Consider the following 13,476-nt stretch of genomic DNA (forward strand, 5'->3'; position numbering starts at 1 on the left):
GAAGGTTTGGGTCCTAACCCAACACCAGCGCCCCATAGCCCGGCAGCTGCTCCACCGTCGCGCCGTTGACCGCTTCCAGCACATTCCCCTTCTGCAGCGCGATCGGCAGCGCGACCGGCGTCACGCCCAGGTTGAACGCGCAGAGCAGCGCCTGGCCGCCGCACTCGCGGCGGAAGACGAGGAGCTGCTCGTCGGCGTGGAGGATCGCGATATCGCCTTCCATCAGCGCCGGGTGCGCATGGCGGAAGGCGATCAGCCGACGCGTGACGTTGAGCAGGGACTCGGCGTCCCCCGCCTGACGGTCAACCGCCAGCGCGCCGTGATCCGGGCCCAGCGGCAGCCACGGCCGGCCGGTGGTGAAGCCGAGCTGCGCCGCGTCCGAACGCCACGGCATCGGGGTGCGCGCGCCGTCGCGGCTCAGCGTCATCGGCCAGTTGGCGATCGCCTCGGGGTCCTGGAGATGCTCGAAGCCGATCTCGACCTGGGTGAGCCCCAGCTCCTCGCCATAATAGAGGAAGGCGTTGCCGCGCAGCGACAGCAGCAGCAGCATCTTCATCCGCGCGAACGCGGCCCGATCCTCGGGCGCCACCCAGCGCGAGAGGGCGCGCGGCGCGTCATGGTTCTCGAACGCCCAACTCGGCCAGCCCACGCCCTCGGCGCACGGCCAGCCCGCCACCGCGTCGCGCACCAGTGCCGGCGTCAGCCGGTCGGCATAGAGGAAGTTGAAGCCATAGGCGCTGTTGAGCCGCGTCTCGCCTTCGGTGAAGGCGTGCATCTCGGGCTCGGGCGTAGGCCCGCCGACCTCGGCCACCAGGAAGCGCTCGCCATAGCCATCGGCCAGCGCGCGCAGCTTCTCGAGGAAGCGCGGAATGTCGGTGTGGCTCTGGTTGAAGACGTGCTGCTGGAAGTCGAACGGCCGGGTGCGCGGGGCGCCGTTCTCGGGCGCCGGCGGGTTATCGCGCAGCTCGGGGTCGTGCATCGTGAAGTTGATCGCATCGAGCCGGAAGCCGTCGACGCCGCGGTCGAGCCAGAAGCGCGCCGCGGCGAGCGCGGCCTCCTGAACCTCGGGGTTGTGGAAATTGAGGTCGGGCTGCTCGCGCAGGAAGTTGTGGAGATAATACTGCCCGCGCCGCGCGTCCCAGGTCCAGGCCGGGCCGCCGAACACCGATTGCCAGTTGTTGGGCGGGCTGCCGTCGGGCTTGGCATCGGCCCAGACATACCAGTCGGCCTTGGGATTGGTGCGGCTCGAACGGCTCTCCTGGAACCAGGCATGCTGGTCCGAGCTGTGCGAATAGACCTGGTCGATGATGATCTTGAGGCCGAGCGCATGCGCGCGCGCGATCAGCGCGTCGAAGTCGGCCAGCGTGCCGAAGATCGGATCGACGTCGCAGAAATCGGCCACGTCATAGCCGAAGTCGCGCATCGGCGAGGTGAAGAAGGGCGACAGCCACACCGCGTCGACGCCCAGCGACGCGACATGGTCGAGGTGCCGGGTGATGCCGGCGAGGTCGCCGATGCCGTCGCCGTTCGAATCCGCGAAGCTGCGCGGATAGATCTGGTAGATCACGGCGCCGCGCCACCATGCGCGAGCCTGGGTACGCGGACTGCAAGCAACGACTTGATTCATTTGGACACTCCGACAGCGCAGACGGCATAGCCGAAGGCGGGAAGCGAAAGCTGGATGCTGCCGGGCGCGGCAGAAGCGGCGGGGCATTGCCCGACGAGCGACGTGAAGGCAGTGGAGGCGGTCTCCACCTGGACGTTGCCGCTCCAGGGCTCGGTCGCGCTGTTGAAGGCGATCAGATATTCGGCGCCGGTCGTGGGATCGAAGCGCGAGACCGCGAACAGCCCCGGCTTGTCGCCCGCCGCGCGCGTCACCTGGCGCCCGCGAGTGAGCGCCGGATGGGCGCGGCGCAGGCGGCTGAGCTCGGCAATCTCGCGGAACAGCGGATGATCGGGATCGAAGTTCGAATCCGCCGTGGTCTTGCTCGTCCCCATCAGCTTGTTGTCGTTGTAGACCGCGACCTTGCTCGGGAACATGTCCTCGCGCGCGTCCTGATCGCCGCCGTCGCCGATGAAGCCCTGCTCGTCGCCCGAATAGATGGTCGGCACGCCGCGCAGCAGCAGCAGCATAGCATGCGCCAGCTCGGAGCGCTTGAGCAGCTCGTCCATGCTCGCATTGGGCGCATAGCGGCGCAGGAACATGCCGGTGCGGCCTTGGTCGTGGTTGCCGATGAAGGTCGGCAGCCGGTGCGCCGTCGCCTCGCCGCCCTCGTAGAGCGGGTCGACCTGGAAGACGTGCGCGAGCATCCGCGTCCCCGCCTTGCCGCCCGCGACCTGGTTGACGGCATCGGTGAAGGCGAAGTCGAGCACCGCCGGCAGCTTGTCGACGCGGGTGTGGACCGCCAGGTCCTCGGCATTGTTGAGCGCGACTTCGCCGAAGATGTGGAAGTTCGGGATGCCGTTCGCCTTGGCCCGATCGAGCATCGCGGGGACGAAGGCCTGCCAGAACTCGGGATTGACGTGCCGCGCGGTATCGATGCGGAAGCCGTCGATCTTGAACCGGTCGATCCAGCCGCCGAAAATCTCGATCATGCCGGCGACGACGCGCGGACTCTCGGTCATCACATCGTCGAGCCCGACAAAGTCGCCCATCGTCGCGCTCTCGTCCTCGAAGGTCGAGTTGCCGCGATTATGGTAATAGATCGGGTCGTTGAGCCAGGCGGGGCTCTTGATCCCCTTCTCCGCCTCCGGAACGTAAGGCGTATAGGCGAAGCCCGGATCGGTCAGCTTGGCGAAATTCTCCGCGGTGTGGACATGATCGCCGAGGAAGCCCGGGTTCTTGCCGGCGCGCTGGTACGGATAGTCCGCGCGGCTGCGATAGTCGCACGCCTGGATGCCGCATTCGCGATACTGGATCACGTCCGCCGTGTGGTTGACGATGATGTCCATATAGACCTTGATCCCGCGAGCGTGCGCGGCATCGACCAGTGCCTTGAAGTCGGCGTTGGTGCCCAGATGCGGGTCGACCGTCAGGAAGTCGGTTACCCAATAACCGTGATAGCCGGCCGATTCCTGCCCCTTGGGCCCCTGCACCGCCTTGTTCTTGAAGATCGGCCCGACCCAGATCGCAGTCGCGCCGAGCGCCTGGACATAGTCGAGCCGCTTGGTCAGCCCCTTCAGGTCGCCGCCATGATAGAAGCCCTTGGACGCGGGATCGAAGCCGGTCGCGATCCGGTCGCCCTTCAGTCCCCCGCGGTCGTTGGCAGTGTCGCCGTTCTCGAACCGATCGGGCAGCAGGAAATAGAGGACCTCGTCCTCGGGCAGGCGCTGGCGATAGTCCTGCGCCGCAGCGGGAGCGGCGGCCGAGGCTGCGACGATCAGGGGTAGCAACAGCCTGCCGATCATGCGGTTTTCCTTTGGGTCTCGATGGGAGCCGCCGCGCACCGGGCGGATATGAATTGCTCGTGTGTCGGCAGCTTGGCTGCCGTCGTACTCACGATGGTCTTGAGGTCCGCGAGGAAGCCCACGAGCTCGTCGCTGGTCAGCGCATCGGCGAGCGGGTGCCACGCCTCGGGCACGATATTTTGCCCGGTGAGCACCTGGTACCAGCCGATCTCGATGAACAGCTCCTCATGCTCGCGGAAGACACGACCCGTGGCGCGGAACAGCTCCAGCCGTTCGCGCAGCGTGTCGGGGATCGCCATTGCCCGGCAGCGATCCCAGAAGGGCTGCCCGACCCGCTGGTTGGCGAAATAATGGAGGATGATGAAATCGCGGATCCGCTCGTACTCGAAGCCCGCCTGGCGGTTGTATTCGGCGGTGGTCGCGGGCGCGAAGCCGGCGTGCGGGAAGAGCGCGATCAGCTTGGCAATGCCGCTCTGGATCAGATGAATGCTCGTCGATTCGAGCGGCTCGAGGAAGCCCGAGGCGAGCCCCAGCGCGACCACGTTCCGGTCCCAGAACTTCCGGCGCATGCCCGCGGTAAAGCGCAGCACCCGCGGCTCGGCGAGCGGCGCGCCTTCCAGATTCGCAAGCAGCACCGACGTCGCCTCGCCCTCGCTGATGTAATCGCTGCAGAAGACATGACCGTTGCCGGTGCGATGCTGCAGTGGGATGCGCCACTGCCACCCAGCGTCATGGGCGATCGACTGGGTATAGGGGCGCGGCGGCCCCGCGTTCTCGCTGGCCACCGTCACCGCGCGGTCGCACGGCAACCACTCGCTCCAGTCCTCGAACCCCGCGCCGAGCGTCTGCTCGATCAGCAGCCCGCGGAAGCCCGAGCAGTCGATGAACAGCTCGCCGTCGACCGCACGGCCGTCGTCGAGCGTCACCGACTGGACGAAGCCGTCCTCCGGCCGCCGCTCGACCGAGACGATCTTGCCCTCGATCCGCGTGACTCCGTTGCCCTCGGCGATGCCGCGCAGGTGGCTCGCGTAGAGGCTGGCGTCGAAGTGGAAGGCATGGGTCAGTCCCTCCAGCTTGGTGTCGGGGATGCGCGGCAGTCGCGCGAATCGGCCGTCCCACGCCGCGGTGGCGTTGAACGAATAGTCCCACAGCGGGCCGGCCAGGCCCTCGCTGCGCGCGCGCAGCCAATATTGGAAGAATTCGAGCATCCCCAGGCCCTGCCCGACCTGGCCGAATGCATGCATGTAGCGCTCGCCCGGCGCGCCCCAGCCCTGGAACTCGATCCCGAGCTTGAACGTCCCTTGCGTCGCGCGGACGAATGCGTCCTCGTCGATGCCGGCGAGCGCGTTGAACAGCCGGATCGAGGGGATGGTCGCCTCGCCCACGCCGACGATGCCGATCTCGTCGCTCTCTACCAGGCGGATGTCGAGCTGGTGGTCGAAGGCGCGCGAAAGCGCCGTCGCCGCCATCCATCCGGCCGTGCCGCCGCCGACGATCACGACGTTCCTGATGCGATTGTCGGCCACGACGCTGTCCATCTGCCAGAAGGGACGATCTTCGCTGTGGCGGGGTCCGGCGCTCCGGGCCCCGCCACATCGTTACACGATCAGAACTTGTAGCTGAGACCAGCCATGAAGTTCCGACCATAGTTCTGATGGTCGCGGATCTGCCGCTCGTCGCCGTTCTGATAGGTGACGAAGGGCTCGTTGGTCAGGTTGCTGCCCGACACGAGGATCGACAGGCCCTTGAGCGGCCCGCCGTGGAACTCGTAGCCGATCTGCGCATCGACCAGGAACTCGCCCTTGGCCTGAACGAGGTCACGCACCAGACTGAGGCCGGAGACCTCGGCGAGGAACGACGAGCGGTAGCGCCCGCTCACCCGCGCCTGGAAGCCGTGCTTCTCGTAATAGACGGTCGAATTGGCCACCCATTCCGAAAGCCCCGGCAGCGTGGTCGGCGCGCCGCCGAGCCGGACATTGCTCTGCGTGTAGGTGCCGCTGGCGAGCACCCCGAAGCCGTCGAGCGCGTTGGTCAGCACGCCGAAGGGCAGCGACGCCGCCGCTTCCGCGCCATAGACGCGCCCGCCGCCGGCGTTGCGCCACTGCGAGACGATGCCTTCCCACATCAGCGGCGCCTGCGTCCCATTGTACGGGTAGCCGGTGAAGTCGAACAGGTCGTTCTGGCGATAGATGAACGATTCCAGATACTTGTAGAAACCGCTCAGCGAGACGTAGCCGCCGTGGCCGAAATAGGTCTCGACCGCGATGTCCGCGGCGTCGGCGATCAGCGGGCGCAGCTTGGCGTTGCCGACGGTCGCCGACCATGGCGAGGCGTTGATGTCGCCGACGTTGCCCGCCTTGTTGATGTCAAAGTTGAAACCGACACCCGGATTCATCTGGTCCATGCGGGCACGCGCCAGCACGCGGGCCGCGCCGAAGCGGACGAAGCTGTTGGGCGCGAACTCGAAGTTCAGGTTCATGCTCGGCAGGATATCGGTGTACTTGACGCCGTCGCGGATCGGATTGGCCGTGACCGTGCCGCCCAGGTTCGAGGCCGCATAGCCGTCGCCCTGCTGGTCGGTGTGGACGATCTGGACGCCAACGTTGCCGCGCACGGCCTGCGCGTCGAAGTTGAACTGCGCGAAGCCGGTCAACACCTTCTCGGTGATCTCGAAGCTGTTGGTTAGGCGGCCTGAGGTCCACAGCGATTCTGGCGTCTCGGTGTAGTTGCCGTCCGCGAAGTAGCGCGAGCTGTCGAACGCGACCATCGCCGGAATGCCGATGAAGTCCAGCGACACCGGCTCGTACAGATATTCGTCGGGGATCGGCGTGTTGGCCGGATAGTTGTTGTGCGTCAGCACATAGCCTTCGTCGACCAGCGACTTCTTGCGCTGGCTATAGTTCGCGCCGACGCGCAGGCTGTGGTTGTCGCCGATCTTCTGCGTCGCCTGGAGACGCAGCGAGGCGAGCTCGTCGCGAACCCGCGGCGCGTTGATGAAGCCGTCCTGGCAATTGCCCGGGAAGCCGGGCCGGCCGCACCAGCCGCGCGGATCGGTGAGCTGGAAGATGCTCGTGTCCGAATAGTCGAGCGTCGGCGAGAAGGTTGCGACGCCGTCCGAATCGAGCTGGAAGCCCATCGTGTCGCGCACGCCGTTGGCGGCGCCGCGGCCGCTGCCGGCGTAGATCTCGATGTTCTCCTCGGTCCGCCGCAGCCGCGAATAGCTGGCGTCGGCCTCGAGCTTCAGATCGTCGTTCGCGTCATAGGCAACGTTCAGACCGCCGGCGAAGATGTTGACCTTGCGGTGGACGATGTCGTTGCGCAGCACTGCCTTGACGTTGGTCCAGGTGCCTTGGGTGATCAGCCCGTCCTCGACCGTATAGCCGGGCAGCAGCGTCTCGCCCTGGCCGCCCCAGGCGAAGGGCAGTTCCATACCGCGCAGCCGCTGCTCGTCGCTGAAGCGCGACCAATATCCGTCGAGCGTGACGTGCAGCTTGTCGTCGGGCTTGAACTCGAGCACGCCCATCACGCCGTCGCGCGTCAGCTTGTTCGACTTCACGTACGGCTTGGCGCCGCCGATCACGAGATTGCCGTCGCTGTAATTGGGGTAGCCCCAGGACTGCCAACGCTCCTCGGCGGTCGGCGAAACCATGCGCGCATAGCCGATCGCCCAACCGAGCGTGCCGGCGTTGTTCTGGCCGATGTACGAGGCGTTGAAGCGATAGCCCTTGTTCGAGATGTCCGGGTTGAGCTTGCCGAGGTCGTTGATCTCGCCGCGAATGCCGATCGCGACCGCGGTGTGGCCATAGGCGAGCGGACGCACCGTCTTCAGGTCGATCGTGCCGCCCAGCGCCTGACCGATCAGGCTCGCGTCGGGGGTCTTGTAGACCACCGCGCCGCTCAACAGCTCGGACGGATACTGGTCGAGCTCGACGCCGCGGTTGTTGCTGGCGCTCACCTGCTCGCGGCCGTTGAGCAGCGTCGTGGTATAGTCGGGCGCAAGGCCGCGGACGGAGACGACGCTCGCGCGGCCGTCGAGGCGCTGGGTCGCGAGACCCGGCAGGCGCGACAGCGATTCCGCGATGGACTGGTCGGGCAGCTTGCCGATGTCCTCGGCCGAGACGACTTCGACGATCGACGTGTTCTCGCGCTTGAAGGCGACCGAATTGGCGATCGACGCGCGGATGCCGGTGACGACGATCGCTTCGTTCTGCGCCTGGGCGGCGTCATTCTGCGCCTGGGCCGCATCGTTCTGCGCCTGAGCGGCGTCGTTCTGTGCCTGGGCGGCGTCGTTCTGCGCCTGGGCGGCGTCCTGAGCCGCGGCGGGTGCGGCGAAGGCGGCGAGCGCAAGGGCTGCCGCAAGAGCCTGACCGCCAACGCCCATCGTCAGGCGAGTGGCGGTGCGGCGACGCGAAATGCTGATCAAAATTCCTTCTCCCTAGCTTCACGCCTTCCCGCTCTCCCGGCGGTTCTCCTCGCGGCGCGATCGAATGCTGCGCAGTGGAGCCCCATGCGCTTCGCGGCCTAAATCGTGCGAAAGCCCCGCCGCTAACCAGCGGCTCACATACGTATTCAATCCTGTTATGCGGCCGGAGTGGCCCTTTTGCACCACGCGCGCCGTTGACCGGTCCGGCAATCTGCGCTGTCTTGCATATTATGCAAAGCCGCGCGAACAGCGGCGTTTTTCGAGAGGATTCGCGCGCATGCAGCGCAGGCCGACATCGTTCGACATCGCGCATCTGGCGGGGGTTTCGCAGCCCACCGTCTCGCGCGCGCTGCGCGGCATGAACGGGGTCAAGCCCGCCACCCGCATGCGCATCGAATCGATCGCCAAGCAGCTCAACTACCAGGTCGACAAGGCCGCCTCGAACCTGCGCACGCGCCATTCGCAGACGCTCGCCCTGCTCTTCTTCGAGGATCCGACCTCGGACGATTCGCTGATCAATCCCTTCTTTCTCTCAATGCTGGGCTCGATCATCCGTACCAGCGCCGAGCTGGGCCATGACGTGCTGATCAGCTTCCAGCAGCTCTCCAGCGACTGGCAGAGCCAATATGAGGACGCGCACCGCGCCGACGGCATCATCCTGCTCGGCTATGGCGATTACGAGCTCTACCGCTCGCGGCTCCAGGCACTGAAGGACGCGGGCACCCATTTCGTGCGCTGGGGATCGGTCCAGGCGGAGGCCGCCGGGCTCACCGTCGGCTGCGACAATCATGGCGGGGCGAAGGAAGCGACGCGCCATTTGCTGCGCCTCGGCCGGCGCAACATCGCGTTCCTGGGCACCGCGTCCAGCCACTACCCCGAATTCCAGGACCGCTACCGCGGCCATGTCGCGGCGCTCAAGGATGCCGGCATTGCCGCGCGCTCGGGCCTGCAGTTCGACGCGATCACCACCGAGGATTCAGGCGCCGACGCCGCCGAGGCGCTGCTCGCGAGCGGCGAGCACTTCGACGCCATCGTCGCGGCAAGCGACCTGATCGCGATCGGCGCGATGCGCGCGCTCGAGGCCGCCGGCAAGCGCATCCCGGAGGATGTGGCCGTGGTTGGCTTCGACGACATCCCCGCCGCCAGCATCGCCAACCCGCCGCTCACCACCGTGATGCAGGACCCGCGCCTCGCCGGGCGGCGGCTCGTCGAGACTCTCGTCGGCCGCATCCGCGAGCAGCCGGTCGGCAGCACGCTCCTCCCCACCAAGCTCGTCGTCCGCCGCTCGTGCGGATCGTGACACCCGATTGCCGCTCCTGAAGGAACCCGAATGACCGAAAAGCCGCGCCAGTCCTTCGCGGGACTTTGGAACATCTCGTTCGGATTCTTCGGCATCCAGATCGGCTTCGCGCTGCAGAACGCGAACATGAGCCGCATCTTCCAGACCTTCGGCGCCAAGATCGACGATCTTTCCTGGCTGTGGGTCGCCGCCCCGCTCACCGGGCTGCTCGTCCAGCCGGTGATCGGCCATATGAGCGACCGCACCTGGCTCGGCCGCATCGGCCGGCGCGGGCCCTATTTCGTCGCCGGCGCGATCCTCGCCGCGCTCGCGCTCGTCGTCATGCCGCTCGCGCCTGCGCTGCTCTTCGCCGCGCTGCTGCTGTGGATGCTCGACGCCTCGCTCAACGTCTCGATGGAGCCCTTCCGCGCCTTTGTCGGCGACATGCTGCGCAAGGATCAGCACGCTGCAGGCTATGCGGTACAGACCGCCTTCATCGGCGCGGGCGCGGTGGTCGGATCGATTTTCCCCTGGGTGCTCGAGCATCTCGGCGTCTCCAACGAAGCCGTGGGGGGTGCCGTGCCCGATACCGTGCGCGTAGCCTTCTGGTTCGGCGGCGCGGCGCTGTTCCTCGCGGTGCTGTGGACCGTCCTCACCACGCGCGAATACAGCCCCGAGGAGATGGCTGTGTTCGACGGCGTGCGCGCCGAGGAAGCCGCCGGCGCCCCGTCGCTCGCTGGCCGTGGCTACGGCTCGAGCATCGCCTGGCTCGCCGCCGGCGCGCTCGTGATGCTCGCGGTCGCGCCGCTGGGGCTGGAAAAAGAAGTCTATCTGCTCGGCGGGCTGCTCGCCGGCTATGGCCTGGCCAGCGCCGTGGGCATCGCGCTCGCCCGCGCCGGCTCGAGCACCAACATGCTGAGCAGCATCGTCGGCGACTTCTCGGGCATGCCGCTGCTGATGAAGCGCCTCGCGGTCGTGCAGTTCTTCAGCTGGTCGGCGCTCTTCATCATGTGGATCAACACCACCCCGATTGTTGCGCAGCATTTCTTCGGCGCGCCCGACGCGACCAGCCCGCTCTTCCAGCAGGGCGCCAACTGGGTCGACGTGCTCTTCGCGACCTACAACGGCGTGGCGGCGGTCGCGGCGCTCACGCTCCTCCCCTTCCTCGCCGCGCGCATCGGCCAGGCGCGCACGCACATGGTCGGCCTGCTCTGCGGCGCGGCGGGCTATGCCAGCTTCTTCCTGATCCGCGATCCGCGCTGGCTGCTCGCGAGCGAGATCGGCATCGGCATCGCCTGGGCGTCGATCCTCGCCATGCCCTATGCGATCCTCGCCTCCTCGCTCCCCCAGCGGAAGCTCGGCATCTACATGGGGCTGTTCAACGTCTTCGTCGTGGTGCCCCAGCTGCTCGTCGCGACCGTGATGGGATCGATCATGAAGCGCTTCTTCCCAGGCGAGCCGATCTGGACGATGGCGTTCGCGGCGGCCACGCTGCTGATCGCGGCGCTCGCGATGCTGCGGGTCGAGCGCGCGGCCAGTGCTTGACAGAAGGGCCAAAACCTAGGACTTCGAGCGCCGCGCGGGTGTAGCTCAATGGTAGAGCAGAAGCTTCCCAAGCTTACGACGAGGGTTCGATTCCCTTCACCCGCTCCAAATCTCCCCTGATCGACGGAGCGAAATGATGCGCCAGCTCGCGGCTCTCCTCGCAGTGGCGCTCGCCGCCGGCAGTGCGAATGCCCAGACCAATGCCGAGACGCAGGCGCTCGAGCTGCTCAAGCGCGGCGTCGCCTTCCGCACCGTCGCGGGCCCCGGCAATCAGACGCCCGAATATGCCGAATTTCTGAAGTCGACGCTCGTCGCCGGCGGATTCGCGGCTGAGGACGTGCAGATCGAGCGGATCGGCGACACCGCCTATCTGGTCGCGCGCTACCGCGGCACCGGCAAGGCGGGCGCCAAGCCGATCCTGATCTCCGGCCATATGGACGTGGTCGAGGCCAAGCCCGCCGGCTGGGAGCGCGATCCGTTCACGCCCGTCATCGAGAACGGCTATCTCTTCGGCCGCGGCGCCAGCGACAACAAGTTCGACGTCTCGACCTTCGTCGCCTCGATGATCCAGCTCAAGCGCGAGGGCTTCAAGCCGAGCCGCGACGTGGTGATGCTCTTCTCGGGCGACGAGGAGACAGCGATGAAGACCACCGCGGCGCTCGCCGAGCGCTTCCACGACGCCGAGCTGCTGCTCAACATCGACGGCGGCGGCGGCGACATGGACGAGACCGGCCGGCCGGTGCTGTTCGGCGTCCAGGGCGCAGAGAAGACCTATGCCGATTTCGAGCTGAGCGTCACCAATCCGGGCGGCCATTCAAGCGCGCCACGCAAGACCAATGCGATCTACCAGCTGGCGAACGCGCTGCAGAAGATCGCCGCCTATGAATTCCCCGGCCAGGTCAACGACATCACCCGCGCGAGCTGGGCCGCGGCGGCCGAGAAGGCCTCCGATCCCAAGGTTGCCGACGCGATGCGCCGCTTCGCGGCCAATCCCGAGGACGCCGAGGCGCGCGCGCTGCTGCGCGCCGATCCCAATTACGTCGGCCAGACCGGCACGACCTGCGTCGCGACCATGGCGAGCGCAGGCCATGCGACCAACGCACTCCCCCAGCGCGCCACCGCCAACATCAACTGCCGCATCTTCCCCGGCACCCCGATCGAGGCGGTGCGGGCGAAGCTGGCGGAAGTGGTGGGCGATTCGGCGGTGAAGATCACCAAGGTCGAGAGCGGATCGGTGCCGAGCGACGCCTCGCCGCTCAACCCCGCCTTGATGAAGGTCATTGCAAAGAGGGTGCATGCGCGCTTCGCGGACGTGCCGGTGGTGCCGGTGATGTCCGCCGGCGCGACCGACTCGATGTGGTTCCGCGGCCGCGGGGTGCCGAGCTACGGCGTCAGCCCGCTGTTCATGAAGCCGTCGGACAGCTTCGCCCACGGCCTCAACGAGCGCATTCCGGTGGGCGAGATCGGCCCGGCGGTGACCTTCTACAAGGCAGTGATCAAGGACCTGGCGAAGTAGGGATCCCGCCCTCGACCGCCTCGATCCCCAGCCCGCGCAAGCCGTCCACCAGCGCCACCGCGCAGCGGTCGAGCAGCGCCGCGTCGGTCGCGCGCACCACGAAGTTCGCGCCGGTGCGCCCCTCGCGGAAAAAGGGATAGCTGCCGATCGCCACGCCGGCATGCGCCTGCTCGGCCTCGCGCAGCATGTCGGCTACTTCGCTCTCGGCCGCCCAGGCGCCGATCGTGCGCGAAAGCACCGGCAGCCCGCCCTCGAGCGTCCCGGTGAGCGCGTCGAGCATGCCTGCGGCGATGTGCGGCACACCGGCGAGGATGAAGAGGCTGCCGATACGGATGCCCGGCGCGCCCGACATGCGGTTGGGGATCAGCTCAGCGCCTTCGGGCACGCGCGCCATGCGCAGCCGCGCCTCGGTCAACCCGCCGCGGCTCTCGTAATAACGCTCCAGCGTCGCGCGCGCCTGGGGGTGGATCACTACCGGCACGCCCAGCGCCGCGGCGATCGCGTCGACGGTGATGTCGTCGTGGGTCGGCCCGATCCCCCCGGTGGTGAAGCAATAGTCGCACCGCGCCCGCAGCGCATTGACTGCCTCGACGATCCGCTCCTCCACGTCGGGCACGATCCGCACCTCGGCCAAGCGGATGCCCTGGACGTTGAGCCACGCCGCGAGCTGGGCGACATTCCTGTCCTGCGTGCGGCCGGAGAGGATCTCGTCGCCGATCACCACCAGTCCCGCGGTCCAGACGCGTTCGCTCATCACGCCGCCTGCGCCGCGCGCAGCGCGATCAGTGCCTGCAATCGCGCGAACCGCTCGGGCGGCAGCAGCTCGGCGGGAACATAGGTCTTCTCGAAATGGGGAATGTCCTCGGGCAGCGTCACCCAGGGCATGCGATCAGCCGTGAAGATGGCCGCGTCGGGGGTCACTGCGCCTGGATCGTCGAGCGTACCCGCACGGATTCCGACCGCCAGCTCGCCCAGCCGCGGATAGACGCTCCACATCGCGGTGCCGCATGCCGAGCAGCGCACGATCGCATGGTCGCCCCCGCTCCCGGCCTTGACCATGTGCCGAGTCGTCTCGCCCGAAAGCTGCGTCACCGCCTCGGTCTCGAAGAACATGTTCACCACCGAGGTCGAGCCGGTTTGCCGCTGGCAGAGCGTGCAATGGCAGTTGTTGACGAAGATCGGTTCCCTGTCGACGCGATACCGCACCGCCCCGCACGCGCATCCGCCTTCCAGCCCGTCCGCCATCCCGCAACTCCCTCTTCGCCACCCCTCGTCAGTAGAGCCGCGAGGCCCTATATCGCAATC

9 protein-coding genes and 1 tRNA gene are annotated in these 13,476 nt (G+C 67.3%); 4 read left to right on the forward strand and 6 right to left on the reverse strand.

Going from position 1 to position 13,476, the window contains the following annotated elements:
• Positions 1–13: 13 nt before the first annotated feature.
• The 4 genes from J7500_RS14810 to J7500_RS14825 all read right to left on the reverse strand — a co-directional run bounded on the left by J7500_RS14810 (position 14) and on the right by J7500_RS14825 (position 7,831).
• Positions 14–1,627, reverse strand: coding sequence for an alpha-amylase family glycosyl hydrolase (locus J7500_RS14810; protein WP_294062611.1), 1,614 nt, complete (start codon positions 1,625–1,627; stop codon positions 14–16).
• Positions 1,624–3,408 (reverse strand): alpha-amylase family glycosyl hydrolase, encoded by a 1,785-nt coding sequence (locus tag J7500_RS14815; protein WP_294062613.1) that lies wholly within the window; start codon positions 3,406–3,408, stop codon positions 1,624–1,626. The genes J7500_RS14810 and J7500_RS14815 overlap by 4 nt, the downstream gene beginning before the upstream one ends.
• Positions 3,405–4,934 (reverse strand): tryptophan halogenase family protein, encoded by a 1,530-nt coding sequence (locus J7500_RS14820; protein ID WP_294062614.1) that lies wholly within the window; start codon positions 4,932–4,934, stop codon positions 3,405–3,407. Before J7500_RS14820 ends, J7500_RS14815 begins: the two co-directional genes overlap by 4 nt.
• Before the next feature lie 80 nt (positions 4,935–5,014).
• The gene (locus J7500_RS14825) at positions 5,015–7,831 is read right to left on the reverse strand and encodes a TonB-dependent receptor (protein ID WP_294062616.1); all 2,817 of its coding nucleotides are present in this window, start codon (positions 7,829–7,831) and stop codon (positions 5,015–5,017) included.
• A gap of 277 nt (positions 7,832–8,108) precedes the next feature.
• On the opposite strand from J7500_RS14825, the gene J7500_RS14830 reads away from it, so the two are divergent.
• From J7500_RS14830 to J7500_RS14845, 4 genes are all read left to right on the forward strand, one after another.
• A complete protein-coding gene (locus J7500_RS14830; protein ID WP_294062617.1) occupies positions 8,109–9,131 on the forward strand; it encodes a LacI family DNA-binding transcriptional regulator in 1,023 nt (340 codons plus the stop codon).
• A gap of 30 nt (positions 9,132–9,161) precedes the next feature.
• The gene (locus tag J7500_RS14835) at positions 9,162–10,655 is read left to right on the forward strand and encodes an MFS transporter (RefSeq protein WP_294062618.1); all 1,494 of its coding nucleotides are present in this window, start codon (positions 9,162–9,164) and stop codon (positions 10,653–10,655) included.
• A 34-nt stretch (positions 10,656–10,689) separates the two neighbouring features.
• Positions 10,690–10,763, forward strand: a tRNA-Gly gene (locus J7500_RS14840).
• 28 nt (positions 10,764–10,791) lie between these two features.
• A complete protein-coding gene (locus tag J7500_RS14845; RefSeq protein ID WP_294062619.1) occupies positions 10,792–12,171 on the forward strand; it encodes a M20/M25/M40 family metallo-hydrolase in 1,380 nt (459 codons plus the stop codon).
• Here the strand turns inward: J7500_RS14845 and J7500_RS14850 are convergent.
• Positions 12,152–12,925, reverse strand: a complete 774-nt coding sequence (locus tag J7500_RS14850) for a molybdopterin-binding protein (protein WP_294062620.1) — start codon at positions 12,923–12,925, stop codon at positions 12,152–12,154. The genes J7500_RS14845 and J7500_RS14850 overlap by 20 nt on opposite strands.
• Positions 12,925–13,416, reverse strand: a complete 492-nt coding sequence (locus J7500_RS14855; protein ID WP_294062621.1) for a GFA family protein — start codon at positions 13,414–13,416, stop codon at positions 12,925–12,927. The genes J7500_RS14850 and J7500_RS14855 overlap by 1 nt, the downstream gene beginning before the upstream one ends.
• Positions 13,417–13,476: the final 60 nt, after the last annotated feature.

Source organism: Sphingomonas sp., from assembly GCF_017744835.1.
Lineage (GTDB): Bacteria > Pseudomonadota > Alphaproteobacteria > Sphingomonadales > Sphingomonadaceae > Sphingomonas.

Coding starts and splice junctions, on each gene's coding strand:
- J7500_RS14855 (WP_294062621.1), bottom strand. CDS start 13,416: ATGGCGGACGGGCTGGAAGGCGGATGCGCGTGCGGGGCGGTGCGGTAT.
- J7500_RS14850 (WP_294062620.1), bottom strand. CDS start 12,925: ATGAGCGAACGCGTCTGGACCGCGGGACTGGTGGTGATCGGCGACGAG.
- J7500_RS14815 (WP_294062613.1), bottom strand. CDS start 3,408: ATGATCGGCAGGCTGTTGCTACCCCTGATCGTCGCAGCCTCGGCCGCC.
- J7500_RS14835 (WP_294062618.1), top strand. CDS start 9,162: ATGACCGAAAAGCCGCGCCAGTCCTTCGCGGGACTTTGGAACATCTCG.
- J7500_RS14830 (WP_294062617.1), top strand. CDS start 8,109: ATGCAGCGCAGGCCGACATCGTTCGACATCGCGCATCTGGCGGGGGTT.
- J7500_RS14845 (WP_294062619.1), top strand. CDS start 10,792: ATGCGCCAGCTCGCGGCTCTCCTCGCAGTGGCGCTCGCCGCCGGCAGT.
- J7500_RS14810 (WP_294062611.1), bottom strand. CDS start 1,627: ATGAATCAAGTCGTTGCTTGCAGTCCGCGTACCCAGGCTCGCGCATGG.